The sequence below is a fragment of the Brevundimonas sp. AVps23W genome (assembly GCF_058681395.1).
Map to the genome: position 1 here is coordinate 2,366,584 of NZ_CM178738.1, position 20,777 is coordinate 2,387,360.

The 20,777-nt window shown below is 65.3% G+C and carries 13 protein-coding genes; 3 read left to right on the forward strand and 10 right to left on the reverse strand.

The window, feature by feature from the left end:
- Positions 1–58 precede the first annotated feature (58 nt).
- The gene (locus ACW177_RS11500) at positions 59–535 is read left to right on the forward strand and encodes an Hpt domain-containing protein (protein ID WP_492025840.1); all 477 of its coding nucleotides are present in this window, start codon (positions 59–61) and stop codon (positions 533–535) included.
- 69 nt (positions 536–604) lie between these two features.
- Here ACW177_RS11500 and spbR read toward each other — a convergent pair whose 3' ends face one another.
- Positions 605–1,747, reverse strand: a complete 1,143-nt coding sequence (gene spbR, locus ACW177_RS11505; protein ID WP_492025841.1) for a SpbR family protein — start codon at positions 1,745–1,747, stop codon at positions 605–607.
- 85 nt (positions 1,748–1,832) lie between these two features.
- Positions 1,833–2,630 carry a transglycosylase SLT domain-containing protein gene (locus tag ACW177_RS11510; protein WP_492025842.1) on the reverse strand — a complete coding sequence of 266 codons (798 nt, stop codon included), beginning with the start codon at positions 2,628–2,630 and terminating at the stop codon, positions 1,833–1,835.
- 177 nt (positions 2,631–2,807) lie between these two features.
- Between ACW177_RS11510 and ACW177_RS11515 the strand changes: the two genes are divergently transcribed.
- On the forward strand, positions 2,808–3,545 hold the full coding sequence (locus tag ACW177_RS11515; protein WP_492025843.1) for a TonB family protein: 738 nt from the start codon (positions 2,808–2,810) through the stop codon (positions 3,543–3,545).
- On the opposite strand, the gene ACW177_RS11520 is transcribed toward ACW177_RS11515, so the two are convergent.
- The 6 genes from ACW177_RS11520 to ACW177_RS11545 all read right to left on the reverse strand — a co-directional run bounded on the left by ACW177_RS11520 (position 3,542) and on the right by ACW177_RS11545 (position 9,828).
- Positions 3,542–4,552, reverse strand: coding sequence for an NAD(P)/FAD-dependent oxidoreductase (locus ACW177_RS11520; RefSeq protein WP_492025844.1), 1,011 nt, complete (start codon positions 4,550–4,552; stop codon positions 3,542–3,544). The two genes, ACW177_RS11515 and ACW177_RS11520, sit on opposite strands and share 4 nt — an antisense overlap.
- 171 nt (positions 4,553–4,723) lie before the next feature.
- Positions 4,724–5,914 (reverse strand): elongation factor Tu, encoded by a 1,191-nt coding sequence (gene tuf / locus ACW177_RS11525; protein ID WP_008260274.1) that lies wholly within the window; start codon positions 5,912–5,914, stop codon positions 4,724–4,726.
- Positions 5,915–6,023: 109 nt separating this feature from the next.
- Complete coding sequence (gene fusA, locus ACW177_RS11530; RefSeq protein ID WP_492025845.1) at positions 6,024–8,102, reverse strand: elongation factor G; 2,079 nt, start codon at positions 8,100–8,102, stop codon at positions 6,024–6,026.
- A gap of 165 nt (positions 8,103–8,267) precedes the next feature.
- A complete protein-coding gene (gene rpsG, locus ACW177_RS11535; protein ID WP_267513794.1) occupies positions 8,268–8,741 on the reverse strand; it encodes a 30S ribosomal protein S7 in 474 nt (157 codons plus the stop codon).
- 81 nt (positions 8,742–8,822) lie between these two features.
- Positions 8,823–9,197 carry a 30S ribosomal protein S12 gene (gene rpsL, locus ACW177_RS11540; RefSeq protein WP_008260482.1) on the reverse strand — a complete coding sequence of 125 codons (375 nt, stop codon included), beginning with the start codon at positions 9,195–9,197 and terminating at the stop codon, positions 8,823–8,825.
- Between the two features lie 301 nt (positions 9,198–9,498).
- Positions 9,499–9,828, reverse strand: coding sequence for a hypothetical protein (locus tag ACW177_RS11545; RefSeq protein ID WP_492025846.1), 330 nt, complete (start codon positions 9,826–9,828; stop codon positions 9,499–9,501).
- Between the two features lie 871 nt (positions 9,829–10,699).
- Here ACW177_RS11545 and ACW177_RS11550 point away from each other — a divergent pair.
- Positions 10,700–11,512 carry a hypothetical protein gene (locus tag ACW177_RS11550; protein WP_492025847.1) on the forward strand — a complete coding sequence of 271 codons (813 nt, stop codon included), beginning with the start codon at positions 10,700–10,702 and terminating at the stop codon, positions 11,510–11,512.
- A gap of 79 nt (positions 11,513–11,591) precedes the next feature.
- Here the strand turns inward: ACW177_RS11550 and rpoC are convergent, their stop codons facing one another.
- Together rpoC and rpoB are read right to left on the reverse strand one after the other, a co-directional pair.
- Complete coding sequence (gene rpoC, locus ACW177_RS11555) at positions 11,592–15,788, reverse strand: DNA-directed RNA polymerase subunit beta' (RefSeq protein ID WP_492025848.1); 4,197 nt, start codon at positions 15,786–15,788, stop codon at positions 11,592–11,594.
- Positions 15,789–15,936: 148 nt separating this feature from the next.
- Entirely contained in the window at positions 15,937–20,052 is a 4,116-nt protein-coding gene (gene rpoB / locus ACW177_RS11560; protein WP_492025849.1) for a DNA-directed RNA polymerase subunit beta, read from the reverse strand.
- Positions 20,053–20,777 lie beyond the last annotated feature (725 nt).

Consider the following 20,777-nt stretch of genomic DNA (forward strand, 5'->3'; position numbering starts at 1 on the left):
TATACGGCTTCTTAAGGCGGCAGACCTAAGCTCCGCGGAAATTCCATGGAGGCCCGCCATGAGCGATCCGGCGCACGTCAAGCCCACTACGCCGTCCCTTCGCCCCCGGATCGGAGGCGGTTTCGGCATCAACGCCGACGCCATCGCCCGTGCGGAAGAAGCGCTAAAGGCCATGTCAGCCCAGTTCGGCCAATGGCTCAACGACGAGATCGTCAAATTGGACAAGGCCCAGGCGGACATCCGCGAAAAAGGCCTGACAACCGAAACGGCGGAAGCCCTCTATTTCCGCGCCCATGATCTGAAGGGCCTGGGAACCACCTACGAATATCCTCTGGTGACCCGTATCGCCGGTTCGCTGTGCCGGCTGCTGGACGACGCCTCCGCTCGGGCGCAAGCCCCCCTGACCATCATCCACGCCCACGTCGATGCGATCCGCTCCGTGGTCCGCGATCAGATCAAGACCGACGAAAACCCCACCGGCCGCGTCCTGGCCGAGTCCCTCGAAGCCGAGGTCTCTCAGCACAAGTCCCGCTGAACCTTCTGCACTGAATATCGCTGAGGGGTCGTCTGCAGACGGCCCCTTTTTGCTGACCGACGCGCGGGTTCAGGCGGCGGTAGCGGCCATCTGCGCCGGACGCATCGGGGCCTGGTCCAGCCGCTCCATCAGATAGGCCAGGTCGTCGCGCGGCACGTTCGGGCGCTGGGTCAGGAACCGCTCCAGCATCCGCTGACGGAAGACGTCGCTCGACGTATCCACACCCTCGGCCGACAGCGCCCGCCAGGTATCGACGCCGGCGCGGAAGGCCTGGAACAGGCGTGGCGGCAGGCCCGCCCGGTCATAGATGGCCTTCAGCCCCAGCGGCCCCGCGTCATGGATCATCAGCCAGGCCCGGTGATGCGGCGTCGCCGCCAGCTCGGCCAGACCATGTTCCAGCATCACCATCTGACCGCGCGCCAATCCGCGCAGCAACAGCGAGGCGTTCAGGGCCTTGCGCAGGTTCAGTTGCGCCATGAAGGCCGGCAGGTCGGCGCTGGACGCGGCCTGTTCGACCAGATCGATCGTTGCGCGCTCGCGCGAATATTGCGCCAATCGAATGGCTGTCTCGGGCGCCACGGCGTGCCGCGAGACCAGATGTTCGCGCACCGTCTCGCTGGCCAGTTCGATCAGCCGTTCGGTGATATGGAGCGGCAGGACCTGACGATAGGCGACGGCGGCCACCACCTCGCCCGACTCCGGAAAACGATCGACGATCACGCCCAGGGCGCGCTCCGACAGATCGGCGTTGTCATTGGCCGCCAGAACCCGGATCGCCTGCTCGTTCCCCTCGTCGGCCAGGGCCTGGGACACGTCGCGGGACACGCGCGGCCGTCCGGCCACAGCGATCTGACGCAGGGCTGAACCGGCGCGGACGATCTCGATCAGATCGTCGTCGCTCAGCGCCGGCGAGGCGCCGATGATCGGCAGGGCGATACTGTCCATATCCGCCGCCAGACGCCGCGCGACGTCATTGGGGATCAGATCCGACGCCTTCAGCGTCACAGCCATGGCCCGGCGCACCAGTTCGGCCGCATCATTGGCGAGCAGACGCACGATCTTCTGCGCCGCCTCGCGTTCGCGGTCGTCCAGTTCAGCCCGATCCATGTTGCGGCACAGCTTGTGGGCGGCCTCGGCGCGCTCGTCCTCGTCCACCGCCTTGACCAGGCGTTGGATGTCCATTTCGGTAAGGCGGGCGCGGAAGGCGGTCATGGACGGCTCGTCAAGGAATCGGGCTTGCCGACATCATCATCCTGCCATGCTTAACGGTCGGTTTACCATCGAGGCCCTGCCGATCTCAGGTCGAATCTTTCTCGCTGGGCGAAAACGCACCGCCGAACCCTGTCGAAGACGATCCATCCTGACCCAGCAACAGAGCCAACAGGCCTTGCTCCTGCTTCAGCCGATCCATGCGCGCGGCCAAGGCCTGATCGCGATCACTCAGGTCCGGCGTGGAGACGCCGGCGTCGCCGACGCCGGCGGCGGGCGCCCCTTCGCCGGCGGTGCGTTGCAGATTGGCGTGAACCTCTGCGACCGTCGCTGCCCGCCCGTCCTTGTAGAAGATGCTGCGGTTGGCGCGCGCCGCCTCGGGGAACAGCGCGGCGGCGCTGCCGCCCGGATTGCGGTCCATCGCCGTCATCAGACTGGCCGCGCCCGCCGGTCCCAGGAAGTGCGCCGCGTACAGGTCCCCCGCCCCCGGCTCCTTGCCGGTGCGGCCGCGCAGATAGGCGGCGTTCGACGCCGTCAGCTCCGCCGCCATGGTCGAGGCCGCATGAGGATCGAATCTCAGATCCAGCACCACATTGCGCGCCGATCCCTCGACCCGCCAACGCCCGTCCGATCCGCGGTGGATCAGGTCGGCGTACTGTCCATAGCCATGCTGGGCGCCGTGTTGTTTGACCGTCCCCAGCCAGGTCTGTTCGATGAACTGAAACAGGCCCGCCGCAGAAGATGTCGGCGCCTTGGCCGACGGATTCATCGCGCTCTCGCGCCGCGCCGTCTTGACCAGAAAATCATAGTCCACGCCGACGGTGGTCGAGGCGCGCCGAATGGCCGCTTCTACGCCGCCGGAAGATGGAATCGCTCGGATGCCCATGACAGGCGGAGCCTCGTCGAACGTGGTTAATCAAGTCTTAATCGTTAACGACGCCATTAACCAGACCTGAGGATCGACGTTGGTCGAGCCCTGAAACCTCGCCGCAAAGTCGCCACAACCTGCGCGCTCACTTTCGGTTACGGGCGCTGCGGGGGCGGTGAACGAGGGAGTGTCGAGATGATGATCCGTGCCGCCGGAGGCACCGGCGCAATCAGCCCCATCGACTTCGGGGAACGTAGAAAACCTTTGCCGCGCTGGATGTGGGCCGCCATCGGCCTGTCCGTCGTCGCCCATGTCGGGGTGGGGGTGGCGCTCTATAATCAGCGGTTCCAGTTGCCGGCGCCCGACGCCGCCCCGCCGGAGCCGCCGCCGACCATTGTCACCCTGGACCTACCCAAACCGAAACCCTTGCCCAAGGTCGAGGCCGCAGCGCCGCCGGCGCCCCAGACCCAGACCCACAAGCCGCCTGTGGTCTTCCCGACGACTCAAACCTCGCCGTTCACGCCGCCTGACGTTCCTGTCGTCGGAACGACGCCGGGCCTGATCGTCAGCACGGCCCCGAAAGGCGTCGAAGGTGGAACGGCGACGACCGAGACGCCGCCGATCCGCGCTGTCTCGGTCATCAACAACCCGACCTGGGCCAGTCGTCCGTCCGAGGCGCAGATGGCGCGCGCCTATCCGAGCCGGGCGGCCGACAACGGCCTGTCCGGCGCGGCCAACCTGTCCTGCACCGTCCGCATCGACGGCGGTCTGACCGCCTGCCGCGTCGCCGGCGAGACCCCTAGGGGCCAGGGCTTCGGACGGGCGGCCATGAGCCTGACGCGCGACTTCCGCATGAACCCCCGCACGGTCGACGGCCGCGCGGTGGACGGGGCGACGGTCAACTTCACCGTCCGCTTCGCCATGGCGGATTAAAAGCGCCGAGGATCGAGGGCGCGGGCTTCCGGCGACGGCGTCCGCCCCTCGATCGCATCGGCGACCACCCCGGCGACCAGCGGCCCCAGCAGCCAGCCGTTGCGACGGGGCGCCAGGGCCAGGAACAGACCCTCCCCGTCCGGCGCCGCCCCGGCCATCGGCAGACCGTCCGCCGAGGCGCCGCGCACCCCGGCGCGCCATTCAATAGTCAGGGGTTCAGGGGCCCGCCCCAGCACCCGCCACGCCGCCTCGACCAACCGCTCGCCGACGGCCATATCGGGCGCCGTATCGCGCCGTCCCGGCTCCATGGTCGCTCCGATCACCGCACCGCCCGTCATCGGCGCCACATAGGCCCCAGGCCCCCGTGCGACGCGCGGCGTCAGAGCTTGGGGCGCCGTGCCGATCTGGCCGCGGATCGGCTGAACGCCTTCGACCAGGACGCGTGTCGCCTCGGGCGTCCCAGGAATGAACGCCTCCGCGCCGGTCGCCAGAACGACCGCCGACGCCGTCAGCGGCAGACCGTCCACATCGACCCGCCAACCGCCCGCCTCCTGGTGCAGCCCGGTGACGCGCCCTTCCACAACTGCGTCGCCCAGAGCGGCGGACAGGGCGCCCATCGCCTGTTCCGGCTCGATCTGAAGATCCTCGTCCGTAATCACGCGATCCCCGTCGCGCCAGGCCGCGAACCCCAGGGCCTGCAAACGCGCCTCTATGGCGTCCACGTCCCCGCCGCGCCACTCCGCAGGCCCCTGCGTCAGGGCCACGCCTGAGGCGACGGCGAAGCCGAGCCACAGGTCCCGCCCGGCGCGGTACAAGGCCGCCCTGTCGGGCGACACGTCGTCGATCGCCGCCTCCATGGCCGGGGCCACCATGCCCGCCGCCACGCGCGAGGCGTTGGGTCCGCCGGGATCGATCACGGTCACCGCATGGCCGCGCCGCCTCAGCTCGAACGCCGTACTCAGGCCCAGCACGCCGGCGCCCACGATCACGATGGTAGGGGAAGACATCACCGCCTCCAGATCGACCCGCGCCGCGCCGAATGCAAGCCGCCCGGCCCGGACCTTTCGTCCTATGCCCCAAAGCAAAACGGCCCCCGGATTTCTCCGGGGGCCGTTCTGTTACGCTACTCTGTCGCTCTGGCCTCAAGCCGCGCGTGAGCGCGTTAGGCCAAAGACCTATTACTCGATGATCTTGGCGACGACGCCGGCGCCGACGGTGCGGCCGCCTTCACGGATGGCGAAGCGCAGGCCTTGGTCCATGGCGATCGGGGTGATCAGTTCGACGTTCAGCTCGGCGTTGTCGCCGGGCATGATCATTTCGACACCTTCCTTCAGCTGCACGATGCCGGTCACGTCGGTCGTGCGGAAGTAGAACTGCGGGCGATAGTTGGTGAAGAACGGGGTGTGGCGGCCGCCTTCTTCCTTGGTCAGGATGTAGGCTTCAGCCAGGAACTTGGTGTGCGGGGTGATCGAACCCGGCTTGCACAGAACCTGACCGCGCTCGACGTCTTCGCGCTTGGTGCCGCGCAGCAGAACGCCGACGTTGTCGCCCGCTTGACCTTGGTCCAGCAGCTTGCGGAACATTTCGACGCCGGTGCAGGTCGTCTTCTGGACCGGGCGGATGCCGACGATTTCGACTTCTTCACCGACCTTGACGATACCCTTTTCGACGCGGCCCGTGACCACGGTGCCGCGGCCCGAGATCGAGAAGACGTCTTCGACCGGCATCAGGAAGGGCAGGTCGACCGGACGTTCCGGCTGCGGGATGTAGGCGTCGACCGTTTCCATCAGGGCCAGAACGCGTTGTTCGCCGATTTCCGGGTTCACGCCGTCGGTCGCAGCCTTGGCCGAACCCTTGGTGATCGGAATATCGTCGCCCGGGAACTGGTACGACGAGAGCAGCTCGCGCACTTCCATCTCGACCAGCTCGAGCAGTTCTTCGTCGTCGACCAGGTCGACCTTGTTCATGAAGACCACCAGGGCCGGCACGCCGACCTGACGGGCCAGCAGGATGTGCTCGCGCGTTTGCGGCATCGGGCCGTCAGCGGCCGAAACCACCAGGATCGCGCCGTCCATCTGCGCCGCGCCGGTGATCATGTTCTTCACATAGTCGGCGTGGCCGGGGCAGTCGACGTGGGCGTAGTGACGGTTGGCCGTCTCATACTCAACGTGCGCCGTGTTGATCGTGATGCCGCGCGCCTTTTCTTCCGGCGCAGCGTCGATGTCCGCATAGGCCATCGCCTTGGCGCCGCCGGCCTTCGCCAGCGTCATCGTGATCGCCGCCGTCAGCGTCGTCTTGCCGTGGTCAACGTGACCGATCGTGCCGATGTTGCAGTGCGGCTTCGTGCGTTCGAACTTTTCCTTGGCCATTTTCTAGCTCCTAGGTCCCCGAACCGGGGTTCCTGCAGTCTGGGGGTTAAGGGCGCCCGGCCCCTGTCGGACCGGGCGCTTTTAGGTGCGCTTCTCCGAAAGGAAAAGCTTAGGCGTACTTCTTGATCACTTCGTCGGCGACGTGCTGCGGCACCGGCTCGTAGTGGTCGTACTGCATGGTGAACTGGGCGCGGCCCTGCGACATGCCGCGAAGCGTGTTCACATAGCCGAACATGTTGGCCAGAGGCACGAAGGCGTTCACGACGGTGGCGTTGCCGCGCATGTCCTGACCCTGGATCATGCCGCGACGGCCGTTCAGGTCGCCGATGACCGAGCCGAGGTATTCCTCGGGGGTCACGACCTCGACCGCCATGATCGGCTCGAGCAGCTTCGGCGCGCCCTTTTCCTTCAGTTCGCGGAAGGCGGCGCGGGCCGCGATTTCGAACGCCAGCACGCTGGAGTCGACGTCGTGGTACTTGCCGTCCGTCAGGGTCGCCTTGAAGTCGATCAGCGGGAAGCCGGCCAGCAGACCCGAGTCCTTGATGGAGTTCAGGCCCTTTTCGACGCCGGGGATGTATTCCTTCGGCACCGCGCCGCCGACGATCGCGCTTTCGAACACGAAGCCCGAGCCGGGCTCGCCCGGTTCGAAGGTGATCATGACGCGGGCGAACTGGCCCGTACCGCCGGTCTGCTTCTTGTGAGTGTAGTCGATGTCGACCTTGCGGCCCAGGGATTCACGATAGGCGACCTGCGGCGCGCCGATGGTGGCCTCGACCTTGTAGGTGCGCTTCAGGATGTCGATCTTGATGTCCAGGTGAAGCTCGCCCATGCCCTTCAGGATGGTCTGGCCCGACTCGTGGTCGGTCGAGACGGTGAAGGACGGGTCTTCCGAAGCCAGCTTGGCCAGGGCGACGCCCAGCTTCTCCTGGTCGGCCTTGGTCTTGGGCTCGACCGAGATCTCGATGACCGGGGCCGGGAATTCCATCTTCTCGAGGATGACGGGCGACTTCAGCGGATCGCACAGGGTGTCCCCGGTGCGGGTTTCCTTCAGGCCGGCCAGGGCGACGATGTCCCCGGCGAAGGCTTCCTTGACGTCTTCGCGGTTGTTCGAGTGCATCTGCAGCATCCGGCCGACGCGCTCGCGCTTGTCACGGCTGGAGTTCAGCAGGCTCATGCCCGTTTCCATCTTGCCCGAGTACAGGCGGCAGAAGGTCAGCGAACCGACGAAGGGGTCGTCCATGATCTTGAAGGCCAGGACCGACAGGGGCTCTTCGTCCGAGGCCTTGCGGGTGATCGGCTCTTCCGTCTTGAAGTCGATGCCCGGGGTCGGCGGGATGTCCAGCGGCGACGGCAGATAGTCGACCACGGCGTCCAGCAGCGTTTGCACGCCCTTGTTCTTGAAGGCCGAGCCGCACAGGATCGGATAGAAGGCGCCGGTCAGCACGGCCTTACGGATGCACTTCTTCAGCACTTCGACCGAAGGCTCGGTGCCTTCGAGGTAGGCTTCCATCGCCTCGTCGTCCAGTTCGACGGCGTTGTCGATCAGGTACTGGCGGGCTTCATTGGCCTTGTCGAGCAGGTCAGCCGGAATCTCGCCGACGGTGAAGTTGGCGCCCAGGGCGTCGTTGTCCCAGATGACCGAACGCATTTCGACGATGTCGACCAGGCCGGTCAGCGAGGACTCGGCGCCGATCGGGAACTGGATCGGCACGGCCTTGGCGCCCAGGCGGTCGCGGATCGACTGGACCGAGGCGTCGAAGTCGGCGCCGATCTTGTCCATCTTGTTGACGAAGACGATGCGCGGCACCGAATATTTGTCGGCCTGGCGCCAGACGGTTTCGGTCTGCGGCTCAACGCCGGCGTTGCCGTCCAGCACCGTCACGGCGCCGTCGAGGACGCGCAGCGAGCGTTCGACTTCAATGGTGAAGTCCACGTGCCCGGGGGTGTCGATGATGTTCAGGCGCTTGCCCTGCCAGAAGGCGGTCGTCGCGGCCGACGTGATGGTGATGCCGCGTTCCTGCTCCTGGTCCATCCAGTCCATGGTCGCGGCGCCGTCGTGGACTTCGCCGATCTTGTGGTTCTTGCCGGTGTAATAGAGAATCCGCTCGGTCGTCGTCGTCTTGCCCGCGTCGATGTGGGCCATGATGCCGAAGTTGCGGTAGTCCTCGAGCTTGTGCGTACGAGCCATGAAAACGTGCCTTAGAAGTAGGTCAAGGACGCGACGGCGCCCCCGGGAATGATCGTCGATGCGGCGGATAAGCGAGCGCGGGCGATTTAGCTTAAACCGCCCGCGCCGGATAGTCTTAGATAGGAACCGTCCCTTAGCTTCGAAAGGGAGACGGTTTTAAGACGCTTACCAGCGATAATGGCTGAAGGCGCGGTTCGCCTCGGCCATCTTGTGGGTGTCTTCGCGCTTCTTGACCGCGGTGCCGCGGTTGTTCGAGGCGTCCAGCAGCTCGGCGGCCAGCTTTTCGGTCATGGTGTTTTCACCGCGCTTGCGCGCAGCGTTCACCAGCCAGCGGATGGCCAGGGCGCGGCGACGGTCCGGACGGACCTCGACCGGCACCTGATAGGTGGCGCCGCCGACGCGACGCGAGCGGACTTCGACCGAAGGCGCGACATTGTCCAGGGCGGTGTGGAAGGTCTCGACCGCAGTCTGCTCCTTCTTCTTGTCCGCCAGGATGTCGAAGGCGCCGTAAACGATGTTCTCGGCGACGGCCTTCTTACCTTCGTACATGACGTAGTTCATGAACTTGGTGACGATCAGATCGCCGAACTTGGGATCCGGCAGAACTTCACGCTTCTGGGCGCGGTGACGACGCGACATGGAGTATTCCTTGCAGTGCCCGGCGCTCGCCGGGAAGATCTCGAAAAGGCCTCCGGGCGCGATGGCCCGGACGCGAATGGCTTACTTCGGACGCTTGGCGCCGTAGTGCGAACGACGCTGCTTGCGGTCCTTGACGCCTTGCGTGTCGAGCACGCCGCGCAGGATGTGGTAGCGAACGCCGGGCAAGTCCTTCACGCGGCCGCCGCGGATCAGAACAACCGAGTGTTCCTGAAGGTTGTGGCCTTCACCGGGAATATAGCAAACGGCTTCGTAGCCGTTCTTGGCCAGACGGACCTTGGCGACCTTACGCAGAGCCGAGTTCGGCTTCTTCGGGGTCGTCGTGTAAACGCGGGTGCAGACGCCGCGACGCTGGGGCGAACCCTCCAGAGCCGGCACCTTGTTACGGGTGGGCTTGGGCTTGCGCGGCTTGCGGATCAGCTGGTTGATCGTAGGCATTCGAAACTTATCTCGACTTCTGATGGAGGCGTGTGTCTTTCGACCGAAGCGCCTCTCGCCTTCTTGTGAACGGGGGACCATCCCCTCGCCCGGGTGTCATCGAGACTGATCCCGTGACGACCAACAGCCCTCGGTTCGCTCCGGCAAGCCAGAAAACACAAAGGGCCGGAACGCGCGCTTTGGGCGTTCCGGCGGGCACAGCCCGTCCGTTCAATTGTCACGATCTCAGCGACCGGCGAACCGGACACGTCTCGAAAGTCCGGCGCGTATATGCGCGATGGGGGGAAAGGTCAAGAACGACCTAATCCTGCAGCCGGAAGTGGGAGGTGAAACGGACCTTCTGTCCCACTTGGCTGGCGTCAGCCTTCACCCTGACGCCTCTCGCTGACATGGCGAGCGCAGCCTCGCCGAAGCCTTGACCGGAAGGCTGTTCGGAGATGACGACACAGTTCGTCAGCAATCCCCCATCAGCCAGAACGCACTCAAGGATGACGGCTCCATCCCCTACGGCAGGCGTGAAACTGCGGCCGACGACGGGCGTGCCGTCCGGCAGGCTCGCGACCGTCTCGGGCGTCGCGCACGCAGCGACAAGGCCGCTCAAGCCGATGATTAAAGCAAGTCGAGTCGTCATTCGCCCCCCAGCGTACGCCATTCCCCTATCACTTCGAGGCGACGGCTTCCACGCCGCAGCCCCATAGCTGGCCCTGCACTCCCTTTCGCGGAGCGGTTGCACAGCGCCGACGCGAACAAGCCAAACCAGGGCCTGAAAGCGGCCATGCTTGTGGTCGAGCTTCTCCTTTGGAGACGGGGCGCGGGATGACGGTTACGGGGACGAAAGGCAGAATCCGCTGGGTCGGCGCTACAGCCGCCGCCATCGGCTTCAATATGGCGCTTCTGAGCGTGTTGTCAGTTGACGGTCGGCGGTCGTCTGTCCGGCGTCCCCTCGCGAGCAGGCCAACCCTCTATCTCGATATCGAACCACGAGCAGCGCAACCGACTGATCGACCTGTCATTGTGACGTCTCGCCCACCCGACGGTGTAACACCCCACGACGCAACCCTTGTTAACGTCCCTGATCTTAAGTCGGACGCGGTGAACCCGCCCACGCGCGCCGTACAGACAGGAGTCCAGGTGGACGACGGCGTCGAAGACCGCTGGCGCGTCGGGGCAGGCGTGGGGGTTCGAGGCGACGGCTTGGCGTCCTGTGATATGCCGCATCGCCTGTCCGCCGAGGCCCGCCGACGATGCGACGACCGGTGGACGCGCCTAGCCCAAGACGCCCGCTCCATTGGCGGAACGGGCGATCCTGAGCGTGACGCCGTCTTCGCCCGCCAAGGCGCCAGACGCTTGGCCGCATGGGAGGCGCAGCGGGCCGAGCCGCCTCGGGGCGATCCGCCTTGCGAAAATCCCAATCCCATGTCCGGGTGCGAAGGCGTCAACGTCAGCGTCGAGCTATTCTCCTCGCGGGACGGCATACTGCCCAACCTCAGAAAGCGTCGTGAATGAGCGTGTCCGCCCTGCCTCGTCCCCAATCCCGACGCCCTGACTGGCGCAAGGCGGGTCTGGCGACGGCGTCTGTCGCCATCAACACCGCCCTGATCGCCGCCCTGTCCTTCACGGCGCTGGGGATCGAGGGGCGAGAATTTATCGCTGAACCGCCGCCGATCTATCTGGACATCGAACCTCGCCCCCTGCTGCCCGACGAACGGCACCGCGTGCCGACCCTGGCCACGCCGGATATCGCGCCCGCCGCAGCCGCCCAGACGTCCTCGGCGGCGCCTTCGGTTCGAGCGCCCGCGCCCGAAGCGGAGGCTGTGCCCCGCCCTGCCCCGCTGCGTCCACGTCTGGCCGCGCCGGCCCCGCCAGGCGCGCCGCCGCCCGCCGATGTCTGGCGCGTGGATCCCGCCAATCGCGGCGGGGCCATGGCGCGGTCGCTGCGCCAAGGCCTGCCCGGCTGCGCCTCGCCCGACCTGTTGAACGAAATGGAGCGCCGCCACTGCCGCGACGAATTCGCGCGCCGGGGAGAGAACGCCGCGCCGATCACCGGCTCAGGCAACCCCCAACGCGACGCCGCCTTCGCCCGCGAGGGCGCCCGTCGTCTGGCTCAGTGGGAGGCGCAACGCCGGCCTCTGTCCGGCGGCGTCGGCGTAGTAGGCCCGGCCGACTGTGCCGGTTCGAACTTCGGCACGGGCTGCGCGGGCGCCCACCTCGATCAATCGATGCGACAGGATGCACCCAGCGTCCTCAAACAGGACAGCAACCGAGTTGACGGTCCTCATCGATTCAGAGGCCTGACACCCCCACCTGCCGACTGAATCTCTCCGACCCATAGAGAAAGGGCGGCGCCGTCGCCGGCGCCGCCCCTCTTCACTTCATCACATCCGAACCCGGAGATCAGCCTTCGCTGCTCTCCAGCTCCAGTTGCAGATCGGCCGGCAACGGCTCGATCGCGTCTTCGCGGGCTTGCGTCAGCTCTGCGTCGCGATCGTTGGCGATCTTCTGCAGGGCCCGCAGATAGGCGCCCGTACCGGCCGGAATCAGGCGGCCGACGATGACGTTCTCCTTCAGGCCTTCCAGCATGTCCTTCTTGCCGTGGACCGAGGCGTCGGTGAGGACGCGGGTGGTCTCCTGGAAGGACGCCGCCGAGATGAAGCTGCGGGTTTGCAGCGACGCCTTGGTGATGCCCAGCAGGACGGGCTGGGTGGTGGCCAGACGGCCGCCGCGCTTCTCGACCTTCTGGTTTTCCAGAACGGCTTCGGCCACTTCGACGGTGTCGCCGCGGATCAGGGTGGTTTCACCCGAATCCAGGACTTCGACCTTCTGCAGCATCTGACGCACGATGACTTCGATGTGCTTGTCGTTGATCGGCACGCCTTGCAGTCGGTAGACCTCCTGCACTTCGTTCACCAGATACTCGGCCAGCGCCTCGACGCCCTGGATGCGCAGCAGGTCGTGCGGATCAGGGTTGCCGTCGATGATGTAGTCGCCCTTCTGGATCAGATCACCGTCGTGGACGGAGATGTGCTTGCCCTTCGGGATCAGGAACTCGACCGGTTCGCCCTGCACGCCGTCGGCGTTGACTTCCGGCGTGATCTTGATGCGGCGCTTGTTCTTGTAGTCGCGACCGAATTCGACGCGACCATCCATCTCGGCGATGACCGCGCAGTCCTTCGGACGGCGAGCTTCGAACAGTTCGGCGACGCGCGGCAGACCGCCGGTGATGTCGCGGGTCTTGGCGCCTTCGGTCGGGACGCGGGCGATGATCTCGCCCGGCTTGACCTCATCGCCGTTCGACACGGACAGAACCGCGCCCACGGGCAGCAGGTAACGGGCGTCAGAGCCCGAGGCCAGCTTGGCGTAGGCGTCGCCCAGGGTGACGCCCATGGCCGGACGCAGGTCCGAACCACGCGGGCTGGCGCGCCAGTCGCTGACGACGCGCTGGGCGATGCCCGTCGCTTCGTCGGTTTCTTCCTTGACCGACAGGCCTTCGACCAGATCCTCGAAGCGGATCAGACCGCCGACTTCCGTCAGGATCGGGGTGGTGTAGGGGTCCCACTCCGCCAGACGTTGGCCCTTCTTGACCTCGCCGCCCTCCTTGACCCGGATCCGGGCGCCGTAGGGGGCCTTGTGGGTCTCGCGATCCTTGCCGTCCACGACCACGGTCACGATGACGTTGCGGCTCATCGCCACCAGGTCGCCGTGGGCCGCGACGACGGTCGGGCCGGTGATCTTGGCCGTACCGGCGTTGGTCGCCTCCATGAAGGAGGTTTCCGCCACCTGGGCCGTACCGCCGATGTGGAAGGTCCGCATGGTCAGCTGGGTGCCCGGCTCGCCGATCGACTGGGCGGCGATGACGCCGACCGCTTCGCCGATGTTGACGTTGGTGCCGCGCGCCAGGTCACGCCCGTAGCAGTGGGCGCAGATGCCGGCTTCCGCCTCGCAGGTCAGGGCCGAACGGACCTTGACCGACTGGACACCGGCGGCCTCGACGGCCTCGACCACTTCCTCCACCAGATAGGTGTCGGCGGGGAACAGAACGGTGTCCGTGCCCGGCTCCTTGATGTCCTCGGCCGCATAGCGACCCAGGATCCGGGCGCCCAGCGAGACCAGGACGTCGCCGCCTTCCATCACCGCACGCAGGGTGATGCCGCGCGTCGAGCCGCAGTCCTGTTCGGTGACGATGGAGTCCTGCGCCACGTCCACCAGACGGCGGGTCAGATAACCCGAGTTGGCGGTCTTCAGCGCGGTGTCGGCCAGACCCTTACGGGCGCCGTGGGTGGAGTTGAAGTATTCAAGGACGGTCAGGCCTTCCTTGAAGTTCGAGGTGATCGGCGTCTCGATGATCTCGCCGGACGGCTTGGCCATCAGGCCGCGCATCCCGCCCAGCTGCTTCATCTGCGCCTGCGAACCCCGGGCGCCGGAGTTGGCCATCATGAAGACCGAGTTGATGTCGGGGTTTTCACCCTCGATCAGCACGCGCGGCTGCGCGATCTCGCCCATCATGGCGTCGGCGATCCGGTCCGTGGCCTTGGCCCAGGCGTCAACCACCTTGTTGTACTTCTCGCCGCGCGTGATCAGGCCGTCGGCGTACTGTTGCTCGTACTCCTCGACCTGGGTGCGGGTCTCGGCGACCAGTTCGGCCTTCTTCGCCGGAATGACGATGTCGTCCTTGCCGAACGAGATGCCCGCCTTGGCGGCCTCGCGGAAGCCCAGGCCCATCATCTGGTCGGCGAAGATGACCGTCGCCTTCTGACCGCAGTGGCGATAGACCACGTCGATCAGATTGCCGATTTCCTTCTTCGTCAGGTTCTTCTCGAGCAGGCGATAGCCGACGTTCGGGTTGCGCGGCAGCAGGGCCGCCAGCTTCATCCGGCCCGGCGTGGTGTCGATGACCTTGGTCACCTCCTTGCCTTCGGCGTCCTGTTCCGTCCAGCGCGCCTTGATGCGGCTGTGCAGGGTGACGACCTTGGCGTCCAGCGCGGCGTCGATCTCGCCGATGTTGGCGAACAGCTTGCCTTCACCCGGCTCGCCGTCCTTGACCAGCGACAGGTAGTACAGACCCAGGACGATGTCCTGCGACGGCACGATGATCGGCTTGCCGTTGGCGGGCGACAGGATGTTGTTGGTCGACATCATCAGGACGCGCGCTTCCAGCTGGGCCTCGAGGCTCAGCGGGACGTGAACGGCCATCTGGTCGCCGTCGAAGTCGGCGTTGAACGCCGTACAGACCAGCGGGTGCAGGCGGATGGCCTTGCCCTCGATCAGCTTGGGCTCGAACGCCTGGATGCCCAGACGGTGAAGCGTCGGCGCGCGGTTCAGCAGAACCGGGTGCTCGCGGATGACCTCGTCCAGGATGTCCCAGACGGCGGGCTGCTCGCGCTCGACCATGCGCTTGGATTGCTTGACGGTGCCCGACAGGCCCTTGGCGTCCAGGCGCGCATAGATGAAGGGCTTGAACAGCTCCAGCGCCATCTTCTTGGGCAGGCCGCACTCGTGCAGCTTCAGTTCCGGACCCACGGTGATGACCGAACGGCCCGAATAGTCGACGCGCTTGCCCAGCAGGTTCTGACGGAAGCGACCCTGCTTGCCCTTCAGCATGTCGGCCAGCGACTTCAGCGGACGCTTGTTGGCGCCCGTGATCACCCGACCGCGACGGCCGTTGTCGAACAGGGCGTCGACGGACTCTTGCAGCATCCGCTTTTCGTTACGGATGATGATGTCCGGCGCCCGCAGCTCCATCAGGCGCTTCAGGCGGTTGTTCCGGTTGATGACGCGGCGATACAGGTCGTTCAGGTCGGAGGTCGCGAAACGACCGCCGTCCAGCGGCACCAGCGGGCGCAGTTCCGGCGGGATGACCGGCACGATGGTCAGGATCATCCACTCGGGCTTGTTGCCCGATTCCAGGAAGGCCTCGATCAGCTTCAGGCGCTTGGACGCCTTCTTGGCCTTCATTTCCGACGGATTGTCGGCCAGCTCGCCGCGGTGCTTTTCAGCCTCGGCGTGCAGGTCGATGCCCATCAGCAGGTTGCGGACGGCCTCGGCGCCGATCTCGGCGGTGAAGCCGTCATCGCCGTATTCTTCCTGGTAGCGGTAGAACTCGTCTTCCGTCAGCAGCTGGTTCTGCTTCAGCGGGGTCAGGCCCGGCTCGGTGACGATATAGTTCTCGAAGTACAGGACGCGCTCGACGTCCTTCAGCGCCATGTCCAGCATCAGCGAGATGCGCGACGGCAGCGACTTCAGGAACCAGATGTGGGCGACCGGAGCGGCCAGGTCGATGTGACCCATGCGCTCACGGCGAACGCGGGCCAGCGTGACTTCAACGCCGCACTTCTCGCAGATGATGCCCTTGTACTTCATGCGCTTGTACTTGCCGCACAGGCATTCGTAGTCCTTGGTCGGGCCAAAGATACGGGCGCAGAACAGGCCGTCACGCTCGGGCTTGAACGTGCGGTAGTTGATGGTTTCCGGCTTCTTGATCTCGCCGAACGACCACGACCGGATCTTCTCCGGCGAGGCCAGGGCGATCTTGATCTGGTCGAAGGTCGGGGTGACCGGGACCGGGTTGAAGATGTTCAGGACTTCCTGGTTCATCTTGGTTCCTTCTGCGGGATGACCCGCGATAAATCTTTGAGAGCGGAGCGGCGGCTGGTGAAGAGTGAAGAGTGAGCAAGAAGTGAGCGACGGCCAGTGAGTTTTCGCTCACCCCTTCGCTCACTTTTCACCACTCGCTCACCCAAACTCAGCTGTTCTCCAGCTCCACGTTCAGACCCAGCGAACGCATTTCCTTGATGAGCACGTTGAAGCTCTCGGGAATGCCGGCCTCGAAGCTGTCGTCGCCGCGGACGATGGCCTCGTAGACCTTGGTCCGGCCGGCCACGTCGTCGGACTTCACCGTCAGCATCTCCTGCAGGGTGTAGGCGGCGCCGTAAGCTTCCAGAGCCCAGACCTCCATTTCCCCGAAGCGCTGACCGCCGAACTGCGCCTTGCCGCCCAGCGGCTGCTGGGTGACCAGCGAGTACGGGCCGATGGAGCGGGCGTGGATCTTGTCGTCGACCAGGTGGTGCAGCTTCAGCATGTAGATGTAGCCGACCGTGACCGGACGCTTGAACTGCTCGCCGGTCTGACCGTCGTACAGGATCGACTGGGCCGACTTGTTCAGACCAGCTTCTTCCAGCAGGCGTTCGATGTCGCCGATGTGCGCACCGTCGAAGACCGGGGTCGCGAAGGGCACGCCCTTGGACAGGTTCTTCGCCAGTTCGATCAGCTCTTCCTCATCCTGCGGCAACGGGGTTTCCGGGCCGTAGATATGGGTCAGACGATCGATCAGCGCCTGCTTCTGACCACCCGCTTGCCAGGCTTCCAGCAGTCCGGAGATCTGCTTGCCCAGGCCGGCGGCGGCCCAACCCAGGTGGGTCTCGAAGATCTGGCCGATGTTCATGCGCGAAGGCACGCCCAGCGGGTTCAGAACGACGTCAACGTGCGTGCCGTCTTCCAGGTGCGGCATGTCCTCGATCGGCAGGATCTTGGAGATGACGCCCTTGTTGCCGTGACGGCCGGCCATCTTGTCGCCGGGCTGAAGCTTGCGCTTCACGGCCACGAAGACCTTGACCATCTTCATCACGCCGGGGGGCAGTTCGTCGCCGCGTTGCAGCTTCTCGACCTTGTCTTCGAAACGACGGTCCAGTTGCTTACGCGCGTCCTCGAACTGGCGCTTCATCGCCTCCAGCTCGCCCATGGCCTTTTCGTCGTCCAGGGCGATCTGCCACCACAGACCACGGCTGACCTCGGCCAGCTTCTCTTCGGTCAGTTCGCCGCGGCCGATGCCCTTCGGGCCCGAGACGGCGTTCTTGCCCAGGATCAGCGGCTTCAGGCGGCCATAGACGTTGCGCTCAAGGATCTTGAGCTCATCGTCGCGGTCCTTGCCCAGGCGTTCGATCTCGGCGCGTTCGATCGCCATGGCGCGCTCGTCCTTGTCGACGCCGTGACGGTTGAAGACGCGAACGTCAACGATCGTGCCGGCGACGCCGGGCGGCAGGCGCAGGGAGGTGTCGCGCACGTCCGAAGCCTTCTCGCCGAAGATGGCGCGCAGCAGCTTCTCTTCCGGGGTCATCGGGCTTTCGCCCTTCGGCGTCACCTTGCCGACCAGGATGTCGCCCGGCTGGACCTCGGCGCCGATCGCCACGATGCCCGCTTCGTCGAGGTTGCGCAGGGCTTCCTCGCCGACGTTGGGGATGTCGCGGGTGATTTCTTCCGGGCCCAACTTCGTATCACGCGCCATCACTTCGAACTCTTCGAGGTGGATGGAGGTGAAGACGTCGTCGCGCACGATGCGCTCAGAGATCAGGATGGAGTCTTCGAAGTTGTAGCCGTTCCAGGGCATGAAGGCGACGAGGGCGTTGCGGCCCAGAGCCAGTTCGCCCAGGTCCGTCGACGGGCCGTCGGCGATGACGTCGCCGGCCTTCACCTGGTCGCCCACGCGCACGATCGGGCGCTGGTTGATGCAGGTCGACTGGTTGGAACGCTGGAACTTCGACAGGCGATAGATGTCGACGCCCGAACGGGCGGCGTCCACGTCGCCGGTGGCGCGCACGACGATCCGGGTGCCGTCGATCTGTTCGACGACGCCTTCACGACGGGCCACCACGACGGCGCCGGAGTCCACGGCCACGACCGCTTCCATGCCGGTGCCGACCAGCGGCGCGTCCGACTGCACCAGAGGCACGGCCTGACGTTGCATGTTCGCGCCCATCAGTGCGCGGTTGGCGTCATCGTTTTCCAGGAAGGGGATCAGGGCGGCGGCGACCGAAACGACCTGCTTCGGCGACACGTCCATCATGTCGACGGCGTCGCGGTTCAGCAGCTGGGATTCGCCGTTGATCCGGCCGGGGACCAGGTCCTCGACGATCATGCCGTTCTTCAGTTCGATGTTGGCCTGGGCGATCGTGTACTTCGACTCTTCCATGGCCGAGATGTAGACCACCTCGCCCTGGGCCTGGCCGTCCTTCACGCGACGGTACGGGCTCTCGATGAAGCCGTACTTGTTGACGCGCGCGTGGGTGGCCAGCGAGTTGATCAGGCCGATGTTCGGGCCTTCCGGCGTTTCGATCGGGCAGATGCGGCCGTAGTGGGTCGGGTGGACGTCGCGGACTTCGAAGCCCGCGCGCTCACGCGTCAGACCGCCCGGGCCAAGCGCCGAAAGGCGACGCTTGTGGGTGATTTCCGACAGCGGGTTCGTTTGGTCCATGAACTGCGACAGCTGCGACGAACCGAAGAACTCGCGAACCGCAGCGGCGGCCGGCTTGGCGTTGATCAGGTCGTGCGGCATGACCGTGTCGATATCGACCGAGGACATGCGCTCCTTGATGGCGCGCTCCATCCGCAGCAGGCCGACGCGGTACTGGTTTTCCAGCAGTTCGCCGACCGAACGGACCCGGCGGTTGCCCAGGTTGTCGATGTCGTCGATCTCGCCGCGGCCGTCCTTCAGGCCGACCAGGATCTGCAGCACCTTCAGCACGTCGTCCTTACGCAGGACGCGGATCTCGTCGGAAACCTCCGGGGTCTCCAGGCGCATGTTCATCTTGACCCGGCCGACCGCCGACAGGTCGTAGCGTTCGCTGTCGAAGAACAGCGAGTTGAACATGGCGTCGGCGGCTTCCGGGGTGGGCGGCTCGCCCGGACGCATCACGCGATAGACGTCGAACAGGGCGTCCTCGCGGGTGTCGTTCTTGTCGATGCGCAGGGTGTTGCGCATGTAGGCGCCGACCGTGACGTGGTCGATGTCCAGCACCTCGATGGTGGTGAAGCCGTTTTGCTCCAGCACTTCGATGGTCGGGGCGTCCAGCTCGTCGCCGGCCTCGGCGAAGATCTCGCCGGTCTCGAAGTTGACGGCGTCATTGGCCAGATACTTGGTGACCAGGGCGTCGGCGGCCAGCGACAGCGACGTCGTGGTGTCGCCCAGCTTCTTGGCGGCGCGGGCGCTGATCTTCTGGCCGGCCTGGGCGATCACTTCGCCGGTGTCGGCGTCGACCAGATCGAACTCCGGCTTCACACCGCGCCAGCGCTCGGCCTTGTACGGCGTGACCCAGCCCTCGCCGCGCTTCTCGTAGGGCACGGTCTCGTAGAAGGTCTTCAGGATTTCTTCGCCGTCCATGCCAAGACCCATCAGGAAGGTCGTGGCCGGCAGCTTGCGGCGGCGGTCGATGCGGACATAGACCACGTCCTTGGCGTCGAACTCAAAGTCGAGCCACGAACCGCGGTACGGGATCACGCGGGCGGCGAACAGCAGCTTGCCCGAGCTGTGCGTCTTGCCCTTGTCGTGGTCGAAGAAGACGCCCGGTGAACGGTGCATCTGCGACACGATCACGCGCTCGGTGCCGTTGACGATGAAGGTGCCCTTGTCCGTCATGAGCGGGATGTCGCCCATGTAGACGTCCTGCTCCTTGATGTCCTTGACCGAACGGGCTCCCGTTTCCTCGTCGGTCTCGAACACGATCAGGCGCAGCTTGACCTTCAGCGGCGCGGCATAGGTCATGTCGCGCTGAATGCACTCTTCAACGTCGTACTTCGGATCCTCGAACTCGTACGAGACGTATTCCAGGATGGCGCGTTCGTTGAAGTCCTTGATCGGGAACACCGACTTGAAGACCGCCTCGATGCCCTGCTCCTTGCGCTGGCCCGGACGGACCTCGCGTTGCAGGAACTGTTCGTAGGAAGCGCGCTGGACCTCGATCAGGTTGGGCATCGCGACCGCTTCGGGGATGCGCCCGAAGGATTTGCGGATGCGCTTCTTGCCGGTGAACGAGGTGGCGGAAGCGATCTGACCGTTGATGGCGAGATCGTGGGCGACGTCAGTCATTCAGTGTTTCCCATGACGCACGCCCCGGGGAAGTCGCGCGTGAAATGCAGCAGCCACGGCGCGCGTTTCCGCGTCCGCAGCCAGGTTTTCGACGTCCACCCTCGGCCCGCTGCCGGGCCAGGACGCCTGAATTGTACCGGCTCCCTGGGGAAGGAGCCGCGCCTTCGCTCCGGTCGGAGGGCGACGGACCGGGCCTCGGCGCTTGCGCGCAGACTCTTTAGGAGTGTTGCGGAACGCGGACATATACTCGCTTCCACGGCGAAATAAAGACCCCGAAGGACCTTTGGCGCAACTTAAGTGAAGATTGGGAGCGGGCGACCAAGCCAAGCGAGACCCAGCCGCCCTTCCGAAATCACGCGTAAGACTTCAACCTCCACGTGACGGCTTGGTTGTTATAGGGAGGCATACGATTTCCCTTAGCGATCGGAGCGGTCGTGGAAGGCGTACCAACAACTTCCCAAACTCCGGATTCTGGGCAATTTTCCCCAGTCCGAGCGGTTGTTCCGATAGGCTTACGCGTAGATGAAGCAAACGAGTACGTCATAAGGATATCCTTATGGGCCTTGTTTATGCCTTAAGAATCGCGTCTTAAAGCGTTGCTCAGCGCGAGCGTCCTCTCAGCCCGACCCAAAAAGGCTGATTGGATTTGAGGGGAGCGGTAGGACGCTCCCCTCACATATAACTCTACAACTTGATTCGGTTGCAGACGCCAGAAATTTGGCAGC